We start from the raw sequence: 18,151 nt of genomic DNA, 5'->3' as shown, positions 1-18,151 counted from the left end.
TTCCAGGGAGTACTTTGTGTCTCAGCTTTGTCCCTGTGGTAGCGCTGTCGAGTATAGCCTATGTTGCTACCGTTATGTGTCCGGTGCACAAGTAGCACCTACGCCGTCACATCTCATGCGTTCTCGTTACTGTGCTTTTGTGATGAAAGACGCAGATTATCTCATCAAAACCTGGCATCCAGATTGCCATGCCGCCGATTTCCGGGATGACATTATTGCAGGATTTTCCCATACCGAATGGTTGGGACTGACCGTCTTTGAACAGCAGACGGCAGAAACCGACAATATCGGCTATGTCAGTTTTGTCGCACGGTTTTCTGAACAGGGAAAAACAGGCGCAATTATCGAACGCTCTCGTTTTTTAAAAGAAAACGGTCGGTGGTACTATATCGATGGTACACGCCCGCAAATTGGACGAAACGATACCTGCCCTTGTGGCTCCGGTAAAAAATTTAAAAAGTGCTGCGGCTAATCAACGCCCGACAGTATCAATTATGCAAACATTCTCAACAGGATCTCCGCTGCAAATGCATTCATTACAACGAAAAGTGCTGCGCACTATTTGCCCGGACCAAAAAGGTCTGATCGCGCGCATTACTAACATCTGTTACAAGCACGAACTGAACATCGTGCAGAATAATGAGTTTGTGGATCACCGTACCGGGCGCTTTTTCATGCGTACCGAACTGGAAGGCATTTTTAACGATGTCACGCTGCTGACCGATCTGGACAGCGCGCTACCAGAAGGTTCCATTCGTGAACTTACGCCAGCGGGACGCCGCCGCATTGTCATTTTAGTCACCAAAGAAGCCCACTGTCTGGGCGATCTACTAATGAAGGCCAATTACGGCGGACTGGATGTTGAAATTGCCGCAGTTATCGGCAACCACGACACGTTACGCTCCCTGGTTGAGCGTTTTGATATTCCTTTTGAGCTGGTCAGCCACGAAGGATTAACGCGTGACGAGCATGACCAAAAAATGGCAGACGCTATCGACGCCCATCAACCGGATTATGTCGTGCTGGCAAAATATATGCGTGTTCTGACGCCAACATTTGTTTCTCGCTTCCCAAATAAGATTATCAATATTCACCACTCATTCCTGCCCGCCTTTATTGGCGCGCGCCCGTACCATCAGGCGTATGAACGCGGCGTGAAGATCATCGGCGCGACAGCCCACTATGTGAATGACAATCTCGACGAAGGTCCGATCATCATGCAGGACGTGATTCATGTGGACCATACCTATACCGCAGAGGATATGATGCGTGCCGGTCGTGACGTTGAGAAAAACGTGTTAAGCCGGGCGCTGTATCAGGTTCTGGCCCAGCGTGTCTTTGTTTACGGTAATCGAACGATTATTCTGTAATCGATTGATAATTTTATTGGTTACCTTTACATCTTTACGCGTAAAAATCAGGCAACCAGTTCTTTTTTATCAACGCAATGCTTTACAGCGGCGCGTCATTTGATATGATGCGCCCCGCTTCCAAAGGAAGCAGGCCAGTAACATAGCATTACCCCGTGGTGGGGTTCCCGAGCGGCCAAAGGGAGCAGACTGTAAATCTGCCGTCATCGACTTCGAAGGTTCGAATCCTTCCCCCACCACCATCTCTAAGCTTTATCTCTACAATGTGAATTACCCCTGGTGGGGTTCCCGAGCGGCCAAAGGGAGCAGACTGTAAATCTGCCGTCATCGACTTCGAAGGTTCGAATCCTTCCCCCACCACCATCACTTCATATAGCACCAACAACATATCCATCTGTAATGCCCTATATTCTGCCCATGCGGGAAGGATGAGAAGCTTCGACTAAGGTTCGATTCGAGCGTTGCGAGAAAGCGTTGCCGCAGGCAACGACCCGAAGGGCGAAGCGCGCAGCGCTGAGTCATCCTTCCCCCACCACCATCACTTCATATAGCACCAACAACACATCCATCTGTAATGTCCCCACCCTGCAAACAGTTATAAAAAAACCCCGCCGAAGCAGGGTTTTGTCTTACGCAGATAACCGATTAGTGACGCGCACGCACAATCTGGTATTTGCGGGTCAAATACTCGACCGGCACGCTCCAGATATGTACCAGACGCGAGAACGGGAACAACAGGAACAGCGTCATACCTAATACCAGGTGCATACGGAAAATAAATGCTACGCCATCCAGATACTGAGACGCCCCGCCGTGGAAGGTCACCACTGATTGCGCCCAGTTCACCAGCTTCATCATTTCGCTACCGTCCATATGCTGTGCCGAGAACGGAATGGTCAGCAGACCCAGCGCACACTGGATAACCAGAACAGACAACACCAGAATGTCGGCACCCGTGGTCGTTGCACGCACACGTGGACTGAACAGACGACGTTTCAGCAGCAGTACGCCCCCCACCAGGCACATCACACCACTGGCTCCACCGGCAAACATCGCCATCTTTTGTTTCACTTCAAGCGGTAACCACGCCTCGTACATCCAGTGTGGCGTCAGCATCCCCAGGAAATGACCCGCGAAGATACCGAGGATCCCAAGGTGAAACAGGTTTGACGCAAGGTTCATCCCTTTGCGATCCAGCATCTGGCTGGAAGCTGCACGCCAGGTATACTGACCGTAGTCATAACGTAACCAGCTGCCAATCAGAAAGACAGAACCCGCAATATACGGATAGATGTCAAAGAAGAACGTATTCAGGAAGTGCATTAGTTCTGTCCTCCGGTGGTGATGTTCAGGTACTGCGGCGCAACGGCCCCGGCAAAACGACGTTGATGAGCAGAAATTTCAGACTCGCCACATCCCTGGTCGGCAAAGAATTTCACCTGCTCTTCTTCCCAAACAGCATCCAGTGCCTGCGGCGTGTCGTCACGAACTTCATCCGCAATTTTTTCGGCCACTTTGTCGCTGTCGATAGCGGTATTCGCCAGTTTTAACAGCAGATCGAACAGCACCGCGTAGCGGCTTTCGCGCTGTTGCAGACGTGCACTGAGCAGCGCCAGAATCGGGGCGATATCCTGCAAGCCACCTAACGCTTCGCTTTTTGGCAACTGTGCGAGGTATTCCAGATACAGCGGCAAGTGATCAGGCAATTCGCGGCTATCCAGTTGTAGTCCGTGCTGCTCATACTGGGCCAGCAGGTCAACCATCGCCTGGCCGCGATCGCGGGATTCACCGTGAACATGTTCAAACAGCAATAGCGACGTCGCACGACCACGGTCGAACAGTTCACTATAGCTTGCCTGCGCATCCAGCATGTCCTGCGCGGTTAAATCGCGCAGAAAAACGCCCAGCATCTGGGCATCCTCCGGGTCCAGGTTTTCAGATGTCGCGAGTGCATCGAAAAGTTCCTGCTGATGCTGCCACAAGGCAGCATCCGGGTACTCGAGCAGACGCGAAACAATGACGAGCTCAATCATTGGTGCGGCTCCGTTTTGCTGGTCACATCGACAGCATCGATGCGGCGACTGTTGAACAGATTGAATTTCGTGTCAGAACCGTGGCAACCATCACCGAAGGTGAAACCACAACCGCTTTTCTCCGGGAACGCTTCACGCGCCAGTTCGCGATGGCTGCTCGGGATCACAAAACGATCTTCGTAGTTAGCAATCGCCAGGTAACGATACATCTCTTGTGCCTGGGCTTCAGTCAGACCGACCTCTTCCAGCGCGCGGGTATCAACTTTACCGTCTACGGTTTCTGCGCGTTTGTAGTGACGCATCGCCAGCATACGTTTCAACGCCCGCAGTACCGGCTGGGTATCACCCGCAGTCAGCAGGTTAGCCAGATACTGAACCGGGATACGCAGGCTGTCCACGTCCGGCAGAATACCGTTGCTCCCCAGTTCACCCGCATCAGCAGCGGACTGGATCGGAGACAATGGTGGCACATACCAGACCATCGGCAACGTGCGGTATTCCGGATGCAGCGGCAGCGCCAGCTTCCAGTCCATCGCCATTTTGTATACCGGCGACTGCTGGGCCGCGTCGATTACACTCAGCGGAATGCCATCTTTCAGTGCCTGTTCAATCACCGCCGGATCGTTTGGATCGAGGAATACGTCCAGCTGACTCTGATACAGATCCTTCTCGTTCTCGGTGCTTGCTGCGCTTTCGATAGCATCGGCGTCATACAACAACACGCCGAGGTAACGAATACGCCCCACACAGGTTTCAGAGCATACAGTCGGTTGGCCGGCCTCAATACGCGGATAGCAGAAAATGCACTTCTCAGATTTACCGCTCTTCCAGTTGAAGTAGATTTTCTTGTACGGGCAACCGGTGATGCACATACGCCAGCCGCGGCACTTGTCCTGGTCAATCAGCACGATGCCATCTTCTTCACGTTTGTAGATGGCACCACTTGGGCAAGTCGCTACACACGCCGGGTTCAGACAGTGCTCGCACAGACGGGGCAGATACATCATGAAGGTGTTTTCGAACTGCCCATACATCGCTTTCTGCATGTTCTCGAAGTTTTTGTCTTTAGCCAGCTTCTCAAACTCGCCACCCAGGTCATCTTCCCAGTTCGGACCTTTGGTGATTTTGTCCATACGCTGGCCGGTAATCAGCGAGCGCGGACGGGCAATCGGCTGCGCTTTGCTGTCAGCAGGTGCGTTGTGCAGCGTCTGGTAGTCGAAATCAAACGGCTCGTAGTAATCATCAATGCCCGGCAGATGCGGGTTAGCAAAGATTTTACCCAGCAGCAGCGCTTTGTTACCCATGCGCGGCACCAGCTTGCCGTTGATTTTACGGATCCAACCGCCCTTCCATTTTTCCTGGTTTTCCCAGTCGGTCGGAAAACCGGTACCCGGCTTCGTTTCAACGTTATTGAACCAGGCATATTCGGTACCTTCACGGCTGGTCCAGACGTTTTTGCAGGTTACTGAACAGGTGTGGCAACCGATGCACTTATCGAGATTCAGCACCATGCCGACTTGTGAACGAATTTTCATTTTACGCTCTCCTGTACCTGGTCATTGCCTTCACCATCCAACCAGTCAATGTTCTTCATCTTACGTACCACAACGAACTCATCACGGTTCGAACCTACGGTGCCGTAGTAGTTAAAGCCGTAGGCCAGATGTGCATAACCACCGATCATGTGGGTCGGTTTCGGCGTAATACGCGTTACCGAGTTATGGATCCCGCCACGCTGCTGGGTAATTTCTGAACCCGGCAGATTCACAATACGTTCCTGCGCGTGGTACATCATGGTCATCCCGGCCGGCACACGTTGGCTGACAACGGCACGGGCAGTTAAGGCACCGTTACTGTTGAAAACTTCGATCCAGTCGTTATCTTCGATGCCCAGATCTTTCGCATCGGCTTCACTCATCCACACAATCGGGCCGCCGCGACCTAAGGTCAGCATCAGCAGATTGTCGCTGTAGGTGGAGTGAATGCCCCATTTCTGGTGTGGCGTCAGGAAATTGAGCGCTTTTTCAGGGTTGCCATTGGACTTCTCGCCCATCACCTCTTTCACCGAACGGGTGTCGATTGGCGGACGATAGACCAGCAGGCTTTCGCCAAAGTCACGCATCCATTGGTGATCCTGATACAGCTGCTGGCGACCAGACAACGTGCGCCATGGGATCAGTTCGTGAACGTTGGTGTAACCGGCGTTATAAGAAACATGCTCATCTTCCAGACCTGACCAGGTCGGGCTGGAGATGATTTTGCGCGGTTGCGCCTGAATATCACGGAAGCGAATCTTCTCGTCTTCTTTGTTCAATGCCAGATGCGTATGGTCACGGCCAGTAAATTCACTCAGCGCTGCCCAGGCTTTAACGGCGACCTGGCCATTCGTTTCCGGTGCCAGGGCGAGGATCATCTCAGCGGCATCAATGGCCGTATTCAGCATCGGCTGACCTTTCGCCGGGCCTTCTGCCTTGGTGTAATTGAGCTTACGCAACAGATCCATTTCGCTCTGGGTATTCCAGGCAATCCCTTTACCACCGTTGCCGACTTTGTCCATCAACGGGCCAATAGAGGTGAAACGCTCGTAAGTTGCCGGGTAATCACGCTCCACGGTCATGATGTGTGGTGCGGTGACGCCAGGGATCAGGTCGCATTCGCCTTTTTTCCAGTCTTTCACGTCCAGCGGTTGCGCCAGTTCGGCAGCGGAGTCGTGCTGGATAGGCAGCGTCACCACGTCGGTTTCTTTGCCAAGGTGACCGACACAGACTTCAGAGAATTTCCTGGCAATGGCTTTGTAAATTTCCCAGTCGCTCTTCGATTCCCAGGCCGGATCAACGGCGGCAGACAATGGATGAATAAACGGATGCATATCCGAGGTATTCATGTCGTCTTTTTCATACCAGGTTGCGGTTGGCAGCACGATGTCGGAATACAGGCAGGTGCTCGACAGGCGGAAGTCCAGCGTGACCACCAGATCCAGTTTGCCATCAAGACCATTGTCCTGCCATTCCACCTCTTCCGGTTTCACACCGCCCTGTTTACCCAGGTCCAGCCCCTGAATACCGTGTTCAGTACCCAGCAGATACTTCAGCATGTATTCATGACCTTTACCGGAGGATCCCAGCAGGTTAGAACGCCAGATAAACAGGTTACGCGGATGGTTTTTTCCATTTTCAGGTTGTTCTGCCGCAAAGCGAATTGAGCCGTCTTTCAGGGATTTTACGGTGTAATCCACCGGCGTCATCCCGGCTTTTTCCGCCTCACGAGCGATATAGAGCGGGTTAGTACCCAACTGCGGTGCGGACGGCAACCAGCCCATACGCTCGGCGCGCACGTTGAAGTCAATCAGATGACCGCTATAGCGGGATTTATCCGCCATTGGCGACAGCAATTCTTGCGCTGTTACCGTCTCATAGCGCCACTGGCTGGAGTGGTTATAGAAGTAAGAGGTGCTGTTCATGTGACGCGCCGGACGCTGCCAGTCAAGAGCAAACGCCAGTGGCTGCCAGCCAGTCTGTGGACGCAGTTTTTCCTGGCCCACATAGTGTGCCCAACCGCCACCACTCTGACCGACACAGCCGCAGAAAATCAGCATGTTGATCAGACCGCGATAGTTCATATCGAGGTGATACCAGTGGTTCAGACCCGCACCGACGATGATCATCGAACGTCCGTGGGTTTTATCGGCGTTATCCGCAAATTCACGGGCAATACGCACAATTTGAGAACGTGAAACACCCGTGATTTTTTCTGCCCACGCAGGGGTATACGCTTTTACGTCATCGTAACTGGTTGCGCAGTTTTCATCATTCAGACCACGCTCAAGACCGTAGTTAGCCATGGTCAGATCGTAAACGGTGGTCACCAGCGCCGTAGAACCATCGGCCAACTGCAGGCGTTTAACCGGTAGTTTATGCAGCAGAACGTTTTCCAGTTCGACTTTATTGAAGTGTTCAGTTCCTTCACCGCCAAAGTACGGGAAACCGACTTCAGCGATGTCATCCTGGCTACCCAACAGGCTGAGTTGCAGTTCGGTTTCGGCACCGGACGTGCCGTCGCGCTGCTCCAGGTTCCATTTACCTTTTTCGCCCCAGCGGAAACCGATTGAGCCGTTCGGCGCAACCATCTCACCGTTGCTGTTAATCGCGACCGTTTTCCATTCCGGGTTGTTTTCCTGGCCCAGAGAATCGACCAAATCCGCCGCACGCAGCATACGACCCGCCGCATAGTAACCGTCACGCTCTTCAAGCATCACCAACATTGGCATGTCGGTATAACGGCGCACATAATCGGTAAAATACTGGCTTGGGTTGTCGAGATGGAACTCACGCAGCATAACGTGGCCCATTGCCAGCGCCATTGCGGCATCAGTCCCCTGCTTCGGAGCCAGCCACAGGTCGCAAAGCTTGGCGATTTCTGCGTAGTCCGGCGTGATCGCGACAGTTTTGGTACCTTTGTAGCGAACTTCGGTGAAGAAGTGCGCATCCGGGGTACGGGTCTGCGGTACGTTAGAACCCCAGGCGATGATATAGCTGGAGTTGTACCAGTCAGCAGATTCCGGCACGTCAGTCTGCTCGCCCCAGGTCTGCGGAGAGGCAGGCGGCAGGTCGCAGTACCAATCATAGAAGCTCAGGCAGGTACCGCCAATCAGTGACAAGTAACGAGCGCCGGAAGCATAAGAAACCATCGACATTGCCGGGATTGGTGAGAAACCCGCAACACGATCAGGACCATAGGTTTTCACGGTATAGACGTTAGATGCCGCAATCAGTTCGTTTACTTCCTGCCAGGAAGAACGGACAAACCCGCCACGACCACGCGCTTGTTTGAAGCTTTTTGCTTTATCGGCGTCTTCGATGATGGAGGCCCAGGCGTCAACGGGATCGCTGTGCAGTCTTTTCGCTTCACGCCACATCTTCATCAGACGTTTGCGCATCAGCGGATATTTGAGGCGGTTAGCGCTGTAGAGATACCAGGAATAGCTCGCACCACGCGGGCAGCCGCGAGGTTCGTGGTTTGGCAGATCAGGACGAGTACGCGGGTAGTCAGTTTGCTGGGTTTCCCAGGTTACCAGACCATTTTTCACGTAGATTTTCCAGCTGCATGAGCCGGTGCAGTTTACGCCGTGGGTTGAACGCACGACTTTGTCATGCTGCCAACGCTGGCGGTATCCATCCTCCCAGTCCCTGTTGGTGTTGAGAAGCTGGCCGTGCCCATCGGCAAAGGTTTCGCCCTTCTGCTTGAAGTAACGAAACCGGTCCAGGAATTTACTCATCGGTTTTCTCCTGTAGGAGCCTGACGGCTCTCTGATAAATCGACATTGCTTGATTGGGAGTGAAGGTAACGCTCTGAAAGGGCGTGATAATTGATAACGATCAATGCAGACAGGGATGAAAATAGGTGGTTAATTTTCATGTACCCCTTAAGTAGGATATTGATATTAAAGATAATTAATTGATTTATAAGTGGATTCTAAAAGCAACTTCTCGTGCAAATGTTAAATTCTTTACAAGTGGGTATTAAGGGGTATCCTCCCTGCCTGGCATATTACGCGTACCGTTCTGACAGCCTGTTGGTATTGAAAAGGATTATAGTATGTTGTAACTAATTAAAGGCCAAAAAAAGCGCGGTCTAACACCGCGCAATGGATAATCAACCTACACTTCATCTTTCAAACTGCTTCTGCGTTGGCTGTGCTCGTCATCCCAGTCACTTACTTCAGTAAGCTCCAGGGGATTTCTCACTTGCCGCCTTGATGCACTTCAATTGATTTTGTGTATACAACTTTTTTACTTTTTAGAATGACGTCCGTATACCACCCAGGTGATGACCACGCAGGCGACATAGAAAATCAGAAACACTTTCATAGCATCAACCGGCGAACCCGTTAATGCCAAAGACGTACCAAACGCTTTCGGGATAAAGAAGCCGCCAATCGCGCCAATGGCTGAGATAAAGCCTAACGCCGCTGCTGTGTCAGTCGCTGCCTCACGCATCGCTTTCTCTTCAGAGCCGCCTTCCGCTTTCACTCTGTCCATTGTCAGCTTACGGAAAATGACAGAGATCATCTGGAAGGTTGAACCACTACCCAGACCAGCCGTCAGGAACAGCGCCAGGAAAACCGCGAAGAAGGCAATAAAGTTACCACCTACCCCATCGGTTGGCAGTGTCAGGAACAGTAAGGCACTGAAGACGGCCATCAACACGAAGTTAACCAATGTCACACGTGTCCCGCCCAGACGGTCGGAGATTGCTCCCCCGGCAGAACGCGCCAGTGCACCAATCAGCGGGCCGAAGAAGGCGTAATGCAGGATCTGTACTTCCGGGAACTGCGTTTTTGACAACATCGCGAAACCTGCGGAGAAGCCGATAAAAGAGCCGAAGGTTGCCAGATACAGCAGGCTCATAATCCACAGATGCCCGCGTTTCAGTACCGGCAATTGCTCTTTTAACGACGCTTTTGACGTTGCCAGTTCGTTCATGCCAAACCAGGCCGCCAGCGTGAAAATCGCGAGGAACGGTACCCAAATCCAGGCGGCGTTGGCCAGATACAATTGAGTGCCGTCCGGCTGTTCAACGCCGTGGCTGCCAAAAGCGGCGAAGATGGACAGTGAGACCACCAGCGGCGCAACCAGTTGCATCACACTGACGCCCATGTTGCCCAGACCGCCGTTCAGCCCCAACGCACCACCCTGCTTCTGTTTTGGAAAGAAGAAGCTGATGTTTGCCATGCTGGAAGCAAAGTTTGCACCGGCAAAGCCGCACAGCAGGGAGATAATAATAAAGGTACTGAACGGCGTGGTGGTATCCTGCACAGCAAAACCTAACCACACACAGGGGATGATCAGGATCCCTGTGCTGAATGCAGTCCAGCGACGACCACCGAACAGAGGAACCATAAAGGAGTACGGTACGCGCAGCAGCGCGCCGGAAACTGAAGGCAATGCCGTCAGCATAAACAGCTGCTCAGTGGTGAAATCGAATCCCACTTTCGGTAAGTTTACCGCCACTGCGCTAAATAACATCCATACGCAAAACGCCAGCAGCAGGCAAGGGACTGAAATCCACAGGTTACGGCTGGCAACTCGTTGACCACGCTGTTCCCAGAAGGCGGGATCTTCCGGCCGCCATTCTGTGATTACAGCTCCAGATGCCCTTTCCGGGGCAGATGAGTGACTCATAGACACCTCTGATACTTGTTTCGATGCCTGCAACATTAGGGTTTACAGCCGGGGGTAAGTTGATATAAATCAAAGGAAAAGGTGTCGTTATTAACGTCTGAAATTTATCATTACCCTAAATGAGTACATAACTTCGGTAAAAAAGATGTGGTTTTTCACGCTTCTGTCGCGCCCTACTCCCCGACGTCCGGGATCTCTCCCTCTGTCGGCAATTAAGGGGTAGCCCGTTTGAGGTATGGGTATACTCCAGTGTATCGCTGAGAATAGCGGCACTGCCTGCAGCAGAATCGTCATTCAATAAGGTTTTCTGCTCACGGAAAACCCGAAGGAAGAAGTCACATGTTTAAACGTTGTCTTTCCCCGCTTACGCTGGTTAACCAGGTGGCGCTGATTGTTTTACTGTCTACCGCGCTTGGCGTGGCGGGTATGGCTGTCTCCGGTTGGCTGATACAAGGCATTCAGGGTAGCGCTCACGCAATTAATAAAGCCGGCTCGCTACGTATGCAGAGCTACCGTTTGCTGGCTGCCGTACCGCTGGAGGCCAACGATCAACCGCTGCTGGATGAAATGGAACAAACCGCGTTTAGCCCTGAACTGACTCGCGCCGCACAGCGCGACGGCCAGCAGGCCCAGTTAAAGGCATTGCAGGATTACTGGCACACCGAACTGGCACCGGGGCTTAAACATGCCCAAACGGGCGATGCGGTCGCCGACGACGTTTCACGCTTCGTGACCGGGCTGGATCGTCTGGTTACCGCCTTTGACCATACCACGGAGTTGCGTATTGAACGCGTCGTTATGCTGCATCGCCTGATGGCGGTGTTTATGGCTCTGCTACTGGTCTTTACGATTATCTGGCTGCGCGTACGCCTGTTGCAGCCGTGGAAACAACTGTTGGCGATGGCGCGCGCCGTCAGCCAGCGTGATTTTACGCAACGTGCGCATATCAGCGGGCGTAATGAGATGGCGGCACTGGGTTCGGCACTGAACAACATGTCAGAAGAACTGGCCGAAAGTTATGCCGTACTGGAACAACGGGTGCAGGAAAAAACCGCAGGTCTGGAACATAAAAACCAGATCCTCTCTTTCCTGTGGCAAGCCAACCGCCGTCTGCACTCACAGATACCGTTGTGTGAGCGGCTTTCACCGGTACTCAACGGGTTGCAAAATTTAACGCTGCTGCACGATATTGAGTTGCGGGTATATGACCTGGAAGATGAAGATAATCATCAGGAATTTACCTGCCAGTCGAGTGCCAGTTGCGATGAAAAAGGTTGTCATCTGTGCCCTCGAGGCACACTACCCGCCATTGAAGGTGGCGCTACGCTGAAATGGCGGTTGACCGATGCACATACCCAGTACGGTATTCTGCTCGCCACCTTGCCGTACGGGCGTCATCTCAGCCACGATCAGCAGCAACTGGTCGATACTCTGGTTGAACAACTCACCGCAACGCTGGCGCTGGACAGACATCAGGAACGTCAGCAGCAGTTGATCGTCATGGAAGAGCGTGCCACCATTGCTCGTGAACTCCATGATTCTATTGCACAATCGCTCTCCTGTATGAAAATGCAGGTCAGCTGTTTACAGATGCAGGGCGACGCGCTCCCGGAAAACAGCCGTGAGTTGCTAAGTCAGATTCGTAACGAGCTGAACGCCTCCTGGGCACAGCTACGTGAATTGTTGACCACCTTCCGTTTGCAGTTGACTGAGCCTGGCTTGCGACCTGCGCTGGAAGCCAGCTGCCAGGAATACAGCGCTCGCTTTGGTTTTACGGTGAAGCTGGATTATCAGCTACCGCCGCGCCTGGTTCCATCCCATCAGGCGATCCACCTGCTGCAGATTGCCCGTGAGGGCCTGAGTAATGCACTTAAACACTCTCAGGCCAATGAAGTCATCGTGACGGTGGTGCAAAATGGCAAACAGGTCAAACTGACAGTTCAAGATAACGGCTGCGGCGTACCGGAAAACGCCGAACGCAGTAACCACTACGGCATGATTATAATGCGCGACCGTGCGCAGAGCTTGCGCGGCGATTGCCGTGTACGCCGTCGCGAGACAGGCGGTACTGAAGTTGCTGTCACTTTTATTCCCGAAACAAACTTCACAGAAGTCCAAGGAGATACCCATGAGTAATCTGGAGCCGGCAACCATCCTGTTGATCGACGATCATCCGATGCTGCGCACTGGTGTAAAACAGCTTGTCAGCATGGCGTCCGATATCACCGTGGTCGGCGAAGCCAGTAATGGCGAGCAGGGTATCGAGCTGGCTGAATCCCTTGATCCCGATCTGATCCTGTTAGATCTCAACATGCCCGGCATGAACGGTCTGGAAACGCTTGATAAGCTACGAGAGAAATCTCTCTCCGGACGCATTGTCGTTTTCAGTGTTTCCAACCATGAAGAAGACGTAGTGACCGCTCTGAAACGCGGTGCTGACGGCTATCTGTTGAAAGACATGGAGCCAGAAGATCTACTGAAGGCGTTGCAACAGGCTGCCGCCGGCGAAATGGTACTGAGTGAAGCCTTAACCCCGGTTCTGGCCGCCAGCCTGCGCGCTAACCGTGCGACCTCCGATCGTGACGTGACTCAGTTGACACCGCGTGAACGCGATATTCTGAAGTTAATCGCCCAGGGTCTGCCTAACAAGATGATTGCTCGCCGCCTCGACATCACCGAAAGCACGGTAAAAGTGCATGTGAAGCATATGCTGAAGAAAATGAAGCTTAAATCACGCGTTGAAGCAGCAGTATGGGTGCATCAGGAACGCATCTTCTGATAACGCGAGTATTAACGAGGATCATTTCCCGAAACGGTATTAAACGGTTCGGTCAGTGATAGCGTGATCTCATTGGAAGAGACACGCTGGCCCTGCTCATCTTCTACGACGACGGACAGCCGCCAACGGTTAGTTGCTCCTTCACTGCTATCCCACTTCGGCATAATAATCGTCCAGCCTTGCGGACTGCGAGGATGACTCCCGGCCGTTAAACTCAATGCTTGCGTCTCTCCCTGCCATGTCAGATGGCGGATGCCATACCGACTACGCACCTGTAATTTCAGCGCTACCGTCTCGCCAGGTTTCAGATCCCACGGCGGTGTTGTCAAAAATACAGATAAGGTTTTACGCTGGCGATACTCCAGCGTTGGCACGCTGTCACGCTGAGGATCGTCATAACGACTCCCGCGCAGCGATCGGCTGCTTGCGACTTCACTTACCATTAACTGTTTTTTTAGCGGAACGCCAAAACGATAATTGAGGGTCAATCCCAGATTATTTTGGCTTATCCCGCTTTCACCCTGTTTATGCTGCGCGGTCACCGTAATCAACGGCACTGGCGTATAACTCAGACCCAGATTTACCGCCACCGGGTTGTGGTAGCCCGTTCCGGAGTGGAAAAGGTCAACCCGATCGCCAAAATATTGCTCAACGCTGACGCTGGTATTGAGATGCTCATAAAAGGGTAGCCGCATCAATGCAGTAAGGTCGTAACCCCGCGCCATCCTTTGTTCCTGTGTTGAGGAACGATTCTGCCACGAGGAAAACGGCTGGTAGTAGTTAGCAGATAGCCGCAGGTACTCTCCCCACGCCTCAGCACCAAACCCACCACGCGGCAGATTCTCATCCAGCAGGTTATCGTAAAAAGTGTTATAGCCCAGCAACCATCCGTCGCGTACCCAGCGTTGTCCAATCCCCGCATTACTCACCAGCCCTTCGTCACGTTGCGTAAACCCCAACTGACTCCAGGTCAGAAAGCGTTGATTATCCTGCCACGGAATAAACCAGCTTCCACGACTGCCGGTAAAGTTGCCTTCATTATCCACCTGCAGCCCAACGTTGGCATTACCCCTCGGAGAAAGCCAGGATTCAAGCTGTTGATTTACCTGCTCACTGACCGTGTCGCGAACCTGACCAAAGGCAAACTGTTTTGCTTGTTCGCCAGTATCAAGTCCGTTATCTATCATGCTGGCTTCACCAAAAGCTTTGACTACTTCAGCAAAATGTTTTTCGCCCGCGCGGGATTCTGGTGCCATACCGAGGTCTGGCAAGCCATCATTGTTGTTATCGAAAGGATTTTCAGCGCGCTGCATGAAGGAAGACTGTGCACTGGTAGTACCTCCTGTCAGCAGCAAGAGTGTGAATACAGCACAAAAAGCGTGATAATAACGGCTCAAATCGTCAGTTGTTTCTTACATCAATAAATTATGGCGTAGAACTTAACCTAAACCATAACGCCTTCAGCCATGATTTACAGCTCTTATCCCCGTTTTCAGGCTTTTCTGACCCGGAAAAACGGGGCACTTACTGATTTGCCCCTTCGTCATTTTCCACAGCAGACAACACGGAGTAACATAGCCGCTGGTAATTATCCCTCCCATTCGACAACAGGAGTCAAAATGCAAAAGATAGTGATCATCGCAAACGGTGCAGCCTATGGAAGCGAGTCGTTATTCAACAGTCTGCGTCTGGCCATTGCTCTGCGCGAGCAGGAGGGCAACCTCGACCTGCGTCTGTTTTTAATGTCGGATGCCGTCACTGCAGGGTTACGCGGGCAGAAACCCACGGAAGGTTATAATATTCAGCAAATGCTGGAAATCCTGACAGCACAAAACGTTCCGGTAAAACTCTGTAAAACCTGTACCGATGGCCGCGGGATCACCGCACTGCCGTTAATTGATGGCGTTGAAGTCGGTACGCTGGTGGAACTGGCTCAGTGGACACTGGCAGCAGATAAGGTTTTGACCTTCTGATGGCAACGCGTTCAGGCAAGCGTACTGAACGTGCCGGAAATTTCCCGATTTAATCTCAGATGGGCGCGGTTTCGTTAAACGTAAGCTCGCCCTTTCAACCCTTTTAAGGAATTTTGTCATTTTTGTTTAACCGTTATGCCATTTTTTGATCAAAATCAGCATCCCGCGCCCTCCCCTTTGGTGTTATGCAATGAGTGAAATGTGAACAACATCACGCAGCACTTTCGACAGAAAGTACGTTGTTTTCAAGAACGGGGTGAAAAATGGCATTAGTGAAGGCAAGTTTGAAGTTATTTGGTGGAGATACGGTAGTTGTACGCTGTTCAGAGCGTTGTCACATCCATCTGATGAGCGAGAAAAATCACGTCAAAGACACGCAGACCGACATTTTAAGCGTGCAGAATCGTGATAACGCATGGCTGACCGTACCGTATACCGGCGTCTGGAACGTGCTGATCGACAGCCACAGCCAGTCTCTGGAGCATTCAATCAGTTATATTGCAGCCTGATGATGTAATGCCCGAAAGCCTCTACGCTTATCGGGCACACAACAGATAACCCGGCAACACCTAAGCAAATCCGGGTCGCATGACGCCTTCCGGCGAGTTATCTCCCAACAATCTCTTGACCGTAACCACCAGATCGTTAAGACAGTCATCCTGCATCCCCAACTTCACCAATTCCTGTTCCAGCGAGAACAGATATTGCGCGTTGGTTCCCAGTGGTCCACTGGCAGAAGCAATAAGCGGCGCGATGACCTGAGCACGGGTATCGGACTCAAACAATGGATGCCGCGGATCCATAATAAAGACCAGCGCGCTCACCGTTCGGCCATCATCCAGCGTGAGCTGACACCAGGTTGGAAGGTAACATCCGGTGATCATTTCACGCTTCCACAGCAGGGACAGCTCTTGCTCCAGCGAGGCATCCGGTAAACGGTAAGCCACACCCGTAGTGCGCCCTCCCTCTTTCAGGGCCAACATCCGTCCCGGCTGACATGCCGTTCCCCGCCCTGCCGTCAGGCGCAAACAAAATGCGCGATGCCAACCGACTAACGTCCCTGTACAGGACTCTTCAAACTCTAACGCCGGATTCCACATCAACGATCCATAACCAAAGATCCACACCGGTCCATCATCTGGACGGCAGGCAAGCGTGGCGGCCAGTGAGGCTGCCCGTTGTTCCGCTGACCAGAGTAGTGATTCTTCAATAGCACCAAATGCCGTCTTACAGTCAGCATTCAATAAAAAATCACGCGTTAACACCTTACACCTCCGCCACTGCGACTTCCCTGCGACAACTTTTTTGACGCCTTCCAGGCTTTTTTACTGCTCATTTTGAAACCAATACCAGGACAATAGGCAATTCACCGACTGCATGCAAGGCAACAAAGGCTCAACGGCACTTTATATCCTCTTTATATGTCCCGGTCTGGCGCGACCGTTCGCATATCATCGTGCGATATTTTGATTGATTCACAAACCTAACATCTTGTTATTTAAATACTCTATAAACAAGACACAGCATTTTGCTCGCTTTGATGCAAAAAACGGTCCATGCCGTAAAATTACGTAAAATCAGATCGAAAATACCGAAAAATCTGTTATTTTTTACATTCTTTAATACATTTATAATTATAAGCACCTGCAGAGATGGAGAATTAATTACATGACACATGCACATGAGGCGGTAAAAACCCGCCACAAGGAGACCTCGCTCGCCTTTCCGATTTTGGCGCTGGTGGTGCTGTTCTTTTGGGGGAGCAGTCAGTCACTACCAGTGGTCATCGGCATTAACGCACTAGCCCTTATTGGTATATTAAGTAGCGCATTCAGCGTTGTCCGTCATGCAGACGTATTAGCTCACCGACTTGGTGAGCCCTATGGCTCGCTGATTCTCAGCCTTTCGGTTGTTATTCTCGAAGTCAGTTTAATTTCCGCATTAATGGCAACCGGAGATGCCGCACCCACGCTAATGCGCGATACGCTCTATTCAATCATTATGATCGTAACCGGTGGGCTGGTCGGGTTTTCATTACTGTTGGGCGGCCGCAAATTTGCTACCCAGTATATGAACCTGTTCGGTATTAAGCAGTATTTAATCGCTTTATTCCCGCTGGCCATTATCGTGCTGGTATTCCCGATGGCATTACCGGGAGCGAATTTCACCACTGCACAGGCACTGCTGGTGGCGTTAATTTCAGCAGCAATGTACGGCGTATTTTTGTTGATCCAGACCAAAACGCACCAGAGCCTGTTTATTTACGAGCATGAAGATGAGGGTGACGACGACGACCCGCATCATGGTAAACCTTCAGCGCACAGCAATCTTTGGCACGCCGCCTGGCTGGTCATCCATTTAATTGCCGTCATTGCCGTTACCAAAATGAATGCTAATCCGCTGGAAACATTACTCACTGAGCTGAATGCACCAGTGGCATTTACCGGTTTCCTGGTGGCGTTGCTTATTCTCTCCCCTGAAGGTTTAGGTGCGCTGAAAGCAGTGCTGAGCAACCAGGTGCAGCGAGCGATGAATTTATTCTTCGGCTCTGTACTTGCCACCATCTCACTGACCGTACCCGTCGTCACACTGATCGCCTGGGCAACGGGGAATGACCTGGTGTTCGCGCTGGGTGCCCCAGAGATGATTGTCATGGTTTCTTCGCTGGTGCTGTGCCATATCTCCTTTTCCACCGGACGCACCAATGTGCTCAACGGTGCAGCGCATCTGGCACTGTTTATCGCCTACCTGATGACGATATTCGCCTGAAAAAAAAGCCGGATACGACGCAATACGTCTTATCCGGCCTTGAGTA

General features: G+C 52.0%; 14 protein-coding genes, 2 tRNA genes and 1 other RNA gene. 10 read left to right on the top strand and 7 right to left on the bottom strand.

Annotated features, from left to right (window positions below; all coding sequences use genetic code 11):
- Positions 1-16: 16 nt before the first annotated feature.
- The 5 genes from OGX95_RS21615 (at position 17) to OGX95_RS21595 (ending at position 1,908) form a co-directional block, all read left to right on the top strand.
- On the top strand, positions 17-472 hold the full coding sequence (locus tag OGX95_RS21615; RefSeq protein ID WP_286630948.1) for a YchJ family protein: 456 nt from the start codon (positions 17-19) through the stop codon (positions 470-472).
- Positions 473-527: 55 nt separating this feature from the next.
- Positions 528-1,370 carry a formyltetrahydrofolate deformylase gene (gene purU / locus OGX95_RS21610; protein WP_005126391.1) on the top strand — a complete coding sequence of 281 codons (843 nt, stop codon included), beginning with the start codon at positions 528-530 and terminating at the stop codon, positions 1,368-1,370.
- 157 nt (positions 1,371-1,527) lie between these two features.
- A tRNA-Tyr gene (locus tag OGX95_RS21605) sits at positions 1,528-1,612 on the top strand.
- Between the two features lie 36 nt (positions 1,613-1,648).
- Positions 1,649-1,733, top strand: a tRNA-Tyr gene (locus tag OGX95_RS21600).
- Positions 1,734-1,777: 44 nt separating this feature from the next.
- A non-coding RNA gene (locus OGX95_RS21595) (RtT sRNA) lies at positions 1,778-1,908 on the top strand.
- A 107-nt stretch (positions 1,909-2,015) separates the two neighbouring features.
- Here OGX95_RS21595 and narI read toward each other — a convergent pair.
- From narI to OGX95_RS21570, 5 genes are all read right to left on the bottom strand, one after another.
- A complete protein-coding gene (gene narI, locus OGX95_RS21590; protein ID WP_286630947.1) occupies positions 2,016-2,693 on the bottom strand; it encodes a respiratory nitrate reductase subunit gamma in 678 nt (225 codons plus the stop codon).
- Positions 2,693-3,403, bottom strand: a complete 711-nt coding sequence (narJ, locus tag OGX95_RS21585; protein ID WP_286630946.1) for a nitrate reductase molybdenum cofactor assembly chaperone — start codon at positions 3,401-3,403, stop codon at positions 2,693-2,695. The genes narI and narJ overlap by 1 nt, the downstream gene beginning before the upstream one ends.
- The gene (gene narH / locus OGX95_RS21580) at positions 3,400-4,938 is read right to left on the bottom strand and encodes a nitrate reductase subunit beta (protein WP_286630945.1); all 1,539 of its coding nucleotides are present in this window, start codon (positions 4,936-4,938) and stop codon (positions 3,400-3,402) included. Before narH ends, narJ begins: the two co-directional genes overlap by 4 nt.
- Positions 4,935-8,678 carry a nitrate reductase subunit alpha gene (locus tag OGX95_RS21575; protein ID WP_286630944.1) on the bottom strand — a complete coding sequence of 1,248 codons (3,744 nt, stop codon included), beginning with the start codon at positions 8,676-8,678 and terminating at the stop codon, positions 4,935-4,937. The genes narH and OGX95_RS21575 overlap by 4 nt, the downstream gene beginning before the upstream one ends.
- A gap of 514 nt (positions 8,679-9,192) precedes the next feature.
- Complete coding sequence (locus OGX95_RS21570; protein ID WP_271440923.1) at positions 9,193-10,584, bottom strand: NarK family nitrate/nitrite MFS transporter; 1,392 nt, start codon at positions 10,582-10,584, stop codon at positions 9,193-9,195.
- Between the two features lie 339 nt (positions 10,585-10,923).
- Between OGX95_RS21570 and narX the strand changes: the two genes are divergently transcribed.
- Positions 10,924-12,720, top strand: coding sequence for a nitrate/nitrite two-component system sensor histidine kinase NarX (narX, locus tag OGX95_RS21565; RefSeq protein ID WP_286630943.1), 1,797 nt, complete (start codon positions 10,924-10,926; stop codon positions 12,718-12,720).
- The gene (gene narL / locus OGX95_RS21560) at positions 12,713-13,363 is read left to right on the top strand and encodes a two-component system response regulator NarL (RefSeq protein ID WP_061068018.1); all 651 of its coding nucleotides are present in this window, start codon (positions 12,713-12,715) and stop codon (positions 13,361-13,363) included. The genes narX and narL overlap by 8 nt, the downstream gene beginning before the upstream one ends.
- Before the next feature lie 11 nt (positions 13,364-13,374).
- Here narL and OGX95_RS21555 read toward each other — a convergent pair whose 3' ends face one another.
- Positions 13,375-14,760, bottom strand: coding sequence for a YchO/YchP family invasin (locus OGX95_RS21555; protein WP_502872790.1), 1,386 nt, complete (start codon positions 14,758-14,760; stop codon positions 13,375-13,377).
- A gap of 222 nt (positions 14,761-14,982) precedes the next feature.
- Here OGX95_RS21555 and OGX95_RS21550 point away from each other — a divergent pair, with 222 nt between their 5' ends.
- Positions 14,983-15,336 carry a DsrE/DsrF/TusD sulfur relay family protein gene (locus OGX95_RS21550; protein ID WP_286630942.1) on the top strand — a complete coding sequence of 118 codons (354 nt, stop codon included), beginning with the start codon at positions 14,983-14,985 and terminating at the stop codon, positions 15,334-15,336.
- A 263-nt stretch (positions 15,337-15,599) separates the two neighbouring features.
- A complete protein-coding gene (locus OGX95_RS21545; RefSeq protein WP_042318612.1) occupies positions 15,600-15,845 on the top strand; it encodes a DUF1883 domain-containing protein in 246 nt (81 codons plus the stop codon).
- A 60-nt stretch (positions 15,846-15,905) separates the two neighbouring features.
- Here the strand turns inward: OGX95_RS21545 and OGX95_RS21540 are convergent, their stop codons facing one another.
- Positions 15,906-16,601: a gamma-glutamylcyclotransferase gene (locus OGX95_RS21540; RefSeq protein WP_286630941.1), complete on the bottom strand. Its 696-nt coding sequence runs from the start codon at positions 16,599-16,601 to the stop codon at positions 15,906-15,908.
- A gap of 403 nt (positions 16,602-17,004) precedes the next feature.
- On the opposite strand from OGX95_RS21540, the gene chaA reads away from it, so the two are divergent.
- A complete protein-coding gene (chaA, locus tag OGX95_RS21535) occupies positions 17,005-18,105 on the top strand; it encodes a sodium-potassium/proton antiporter ChaA (RefSeq protein ID WP_286630940.1) in 1,101 nt (366 codons plus the stop codon).
- The last annotated feature ends 46 nt before the right edge of the window (positions 18,106-18,151 follow it).

It is taken from the genome of Citrobacter sp. Cu233, from assembly GCF_030332225.1.
GTDB lineage: Bacteria > Pseudomonadota > Gammaproteobacteria > Enterobacterales > Enterobacteriaceae > Citrobacter.
This window is presented reverse-complemented; position numbering and strand designations above follow the sequence as displayed.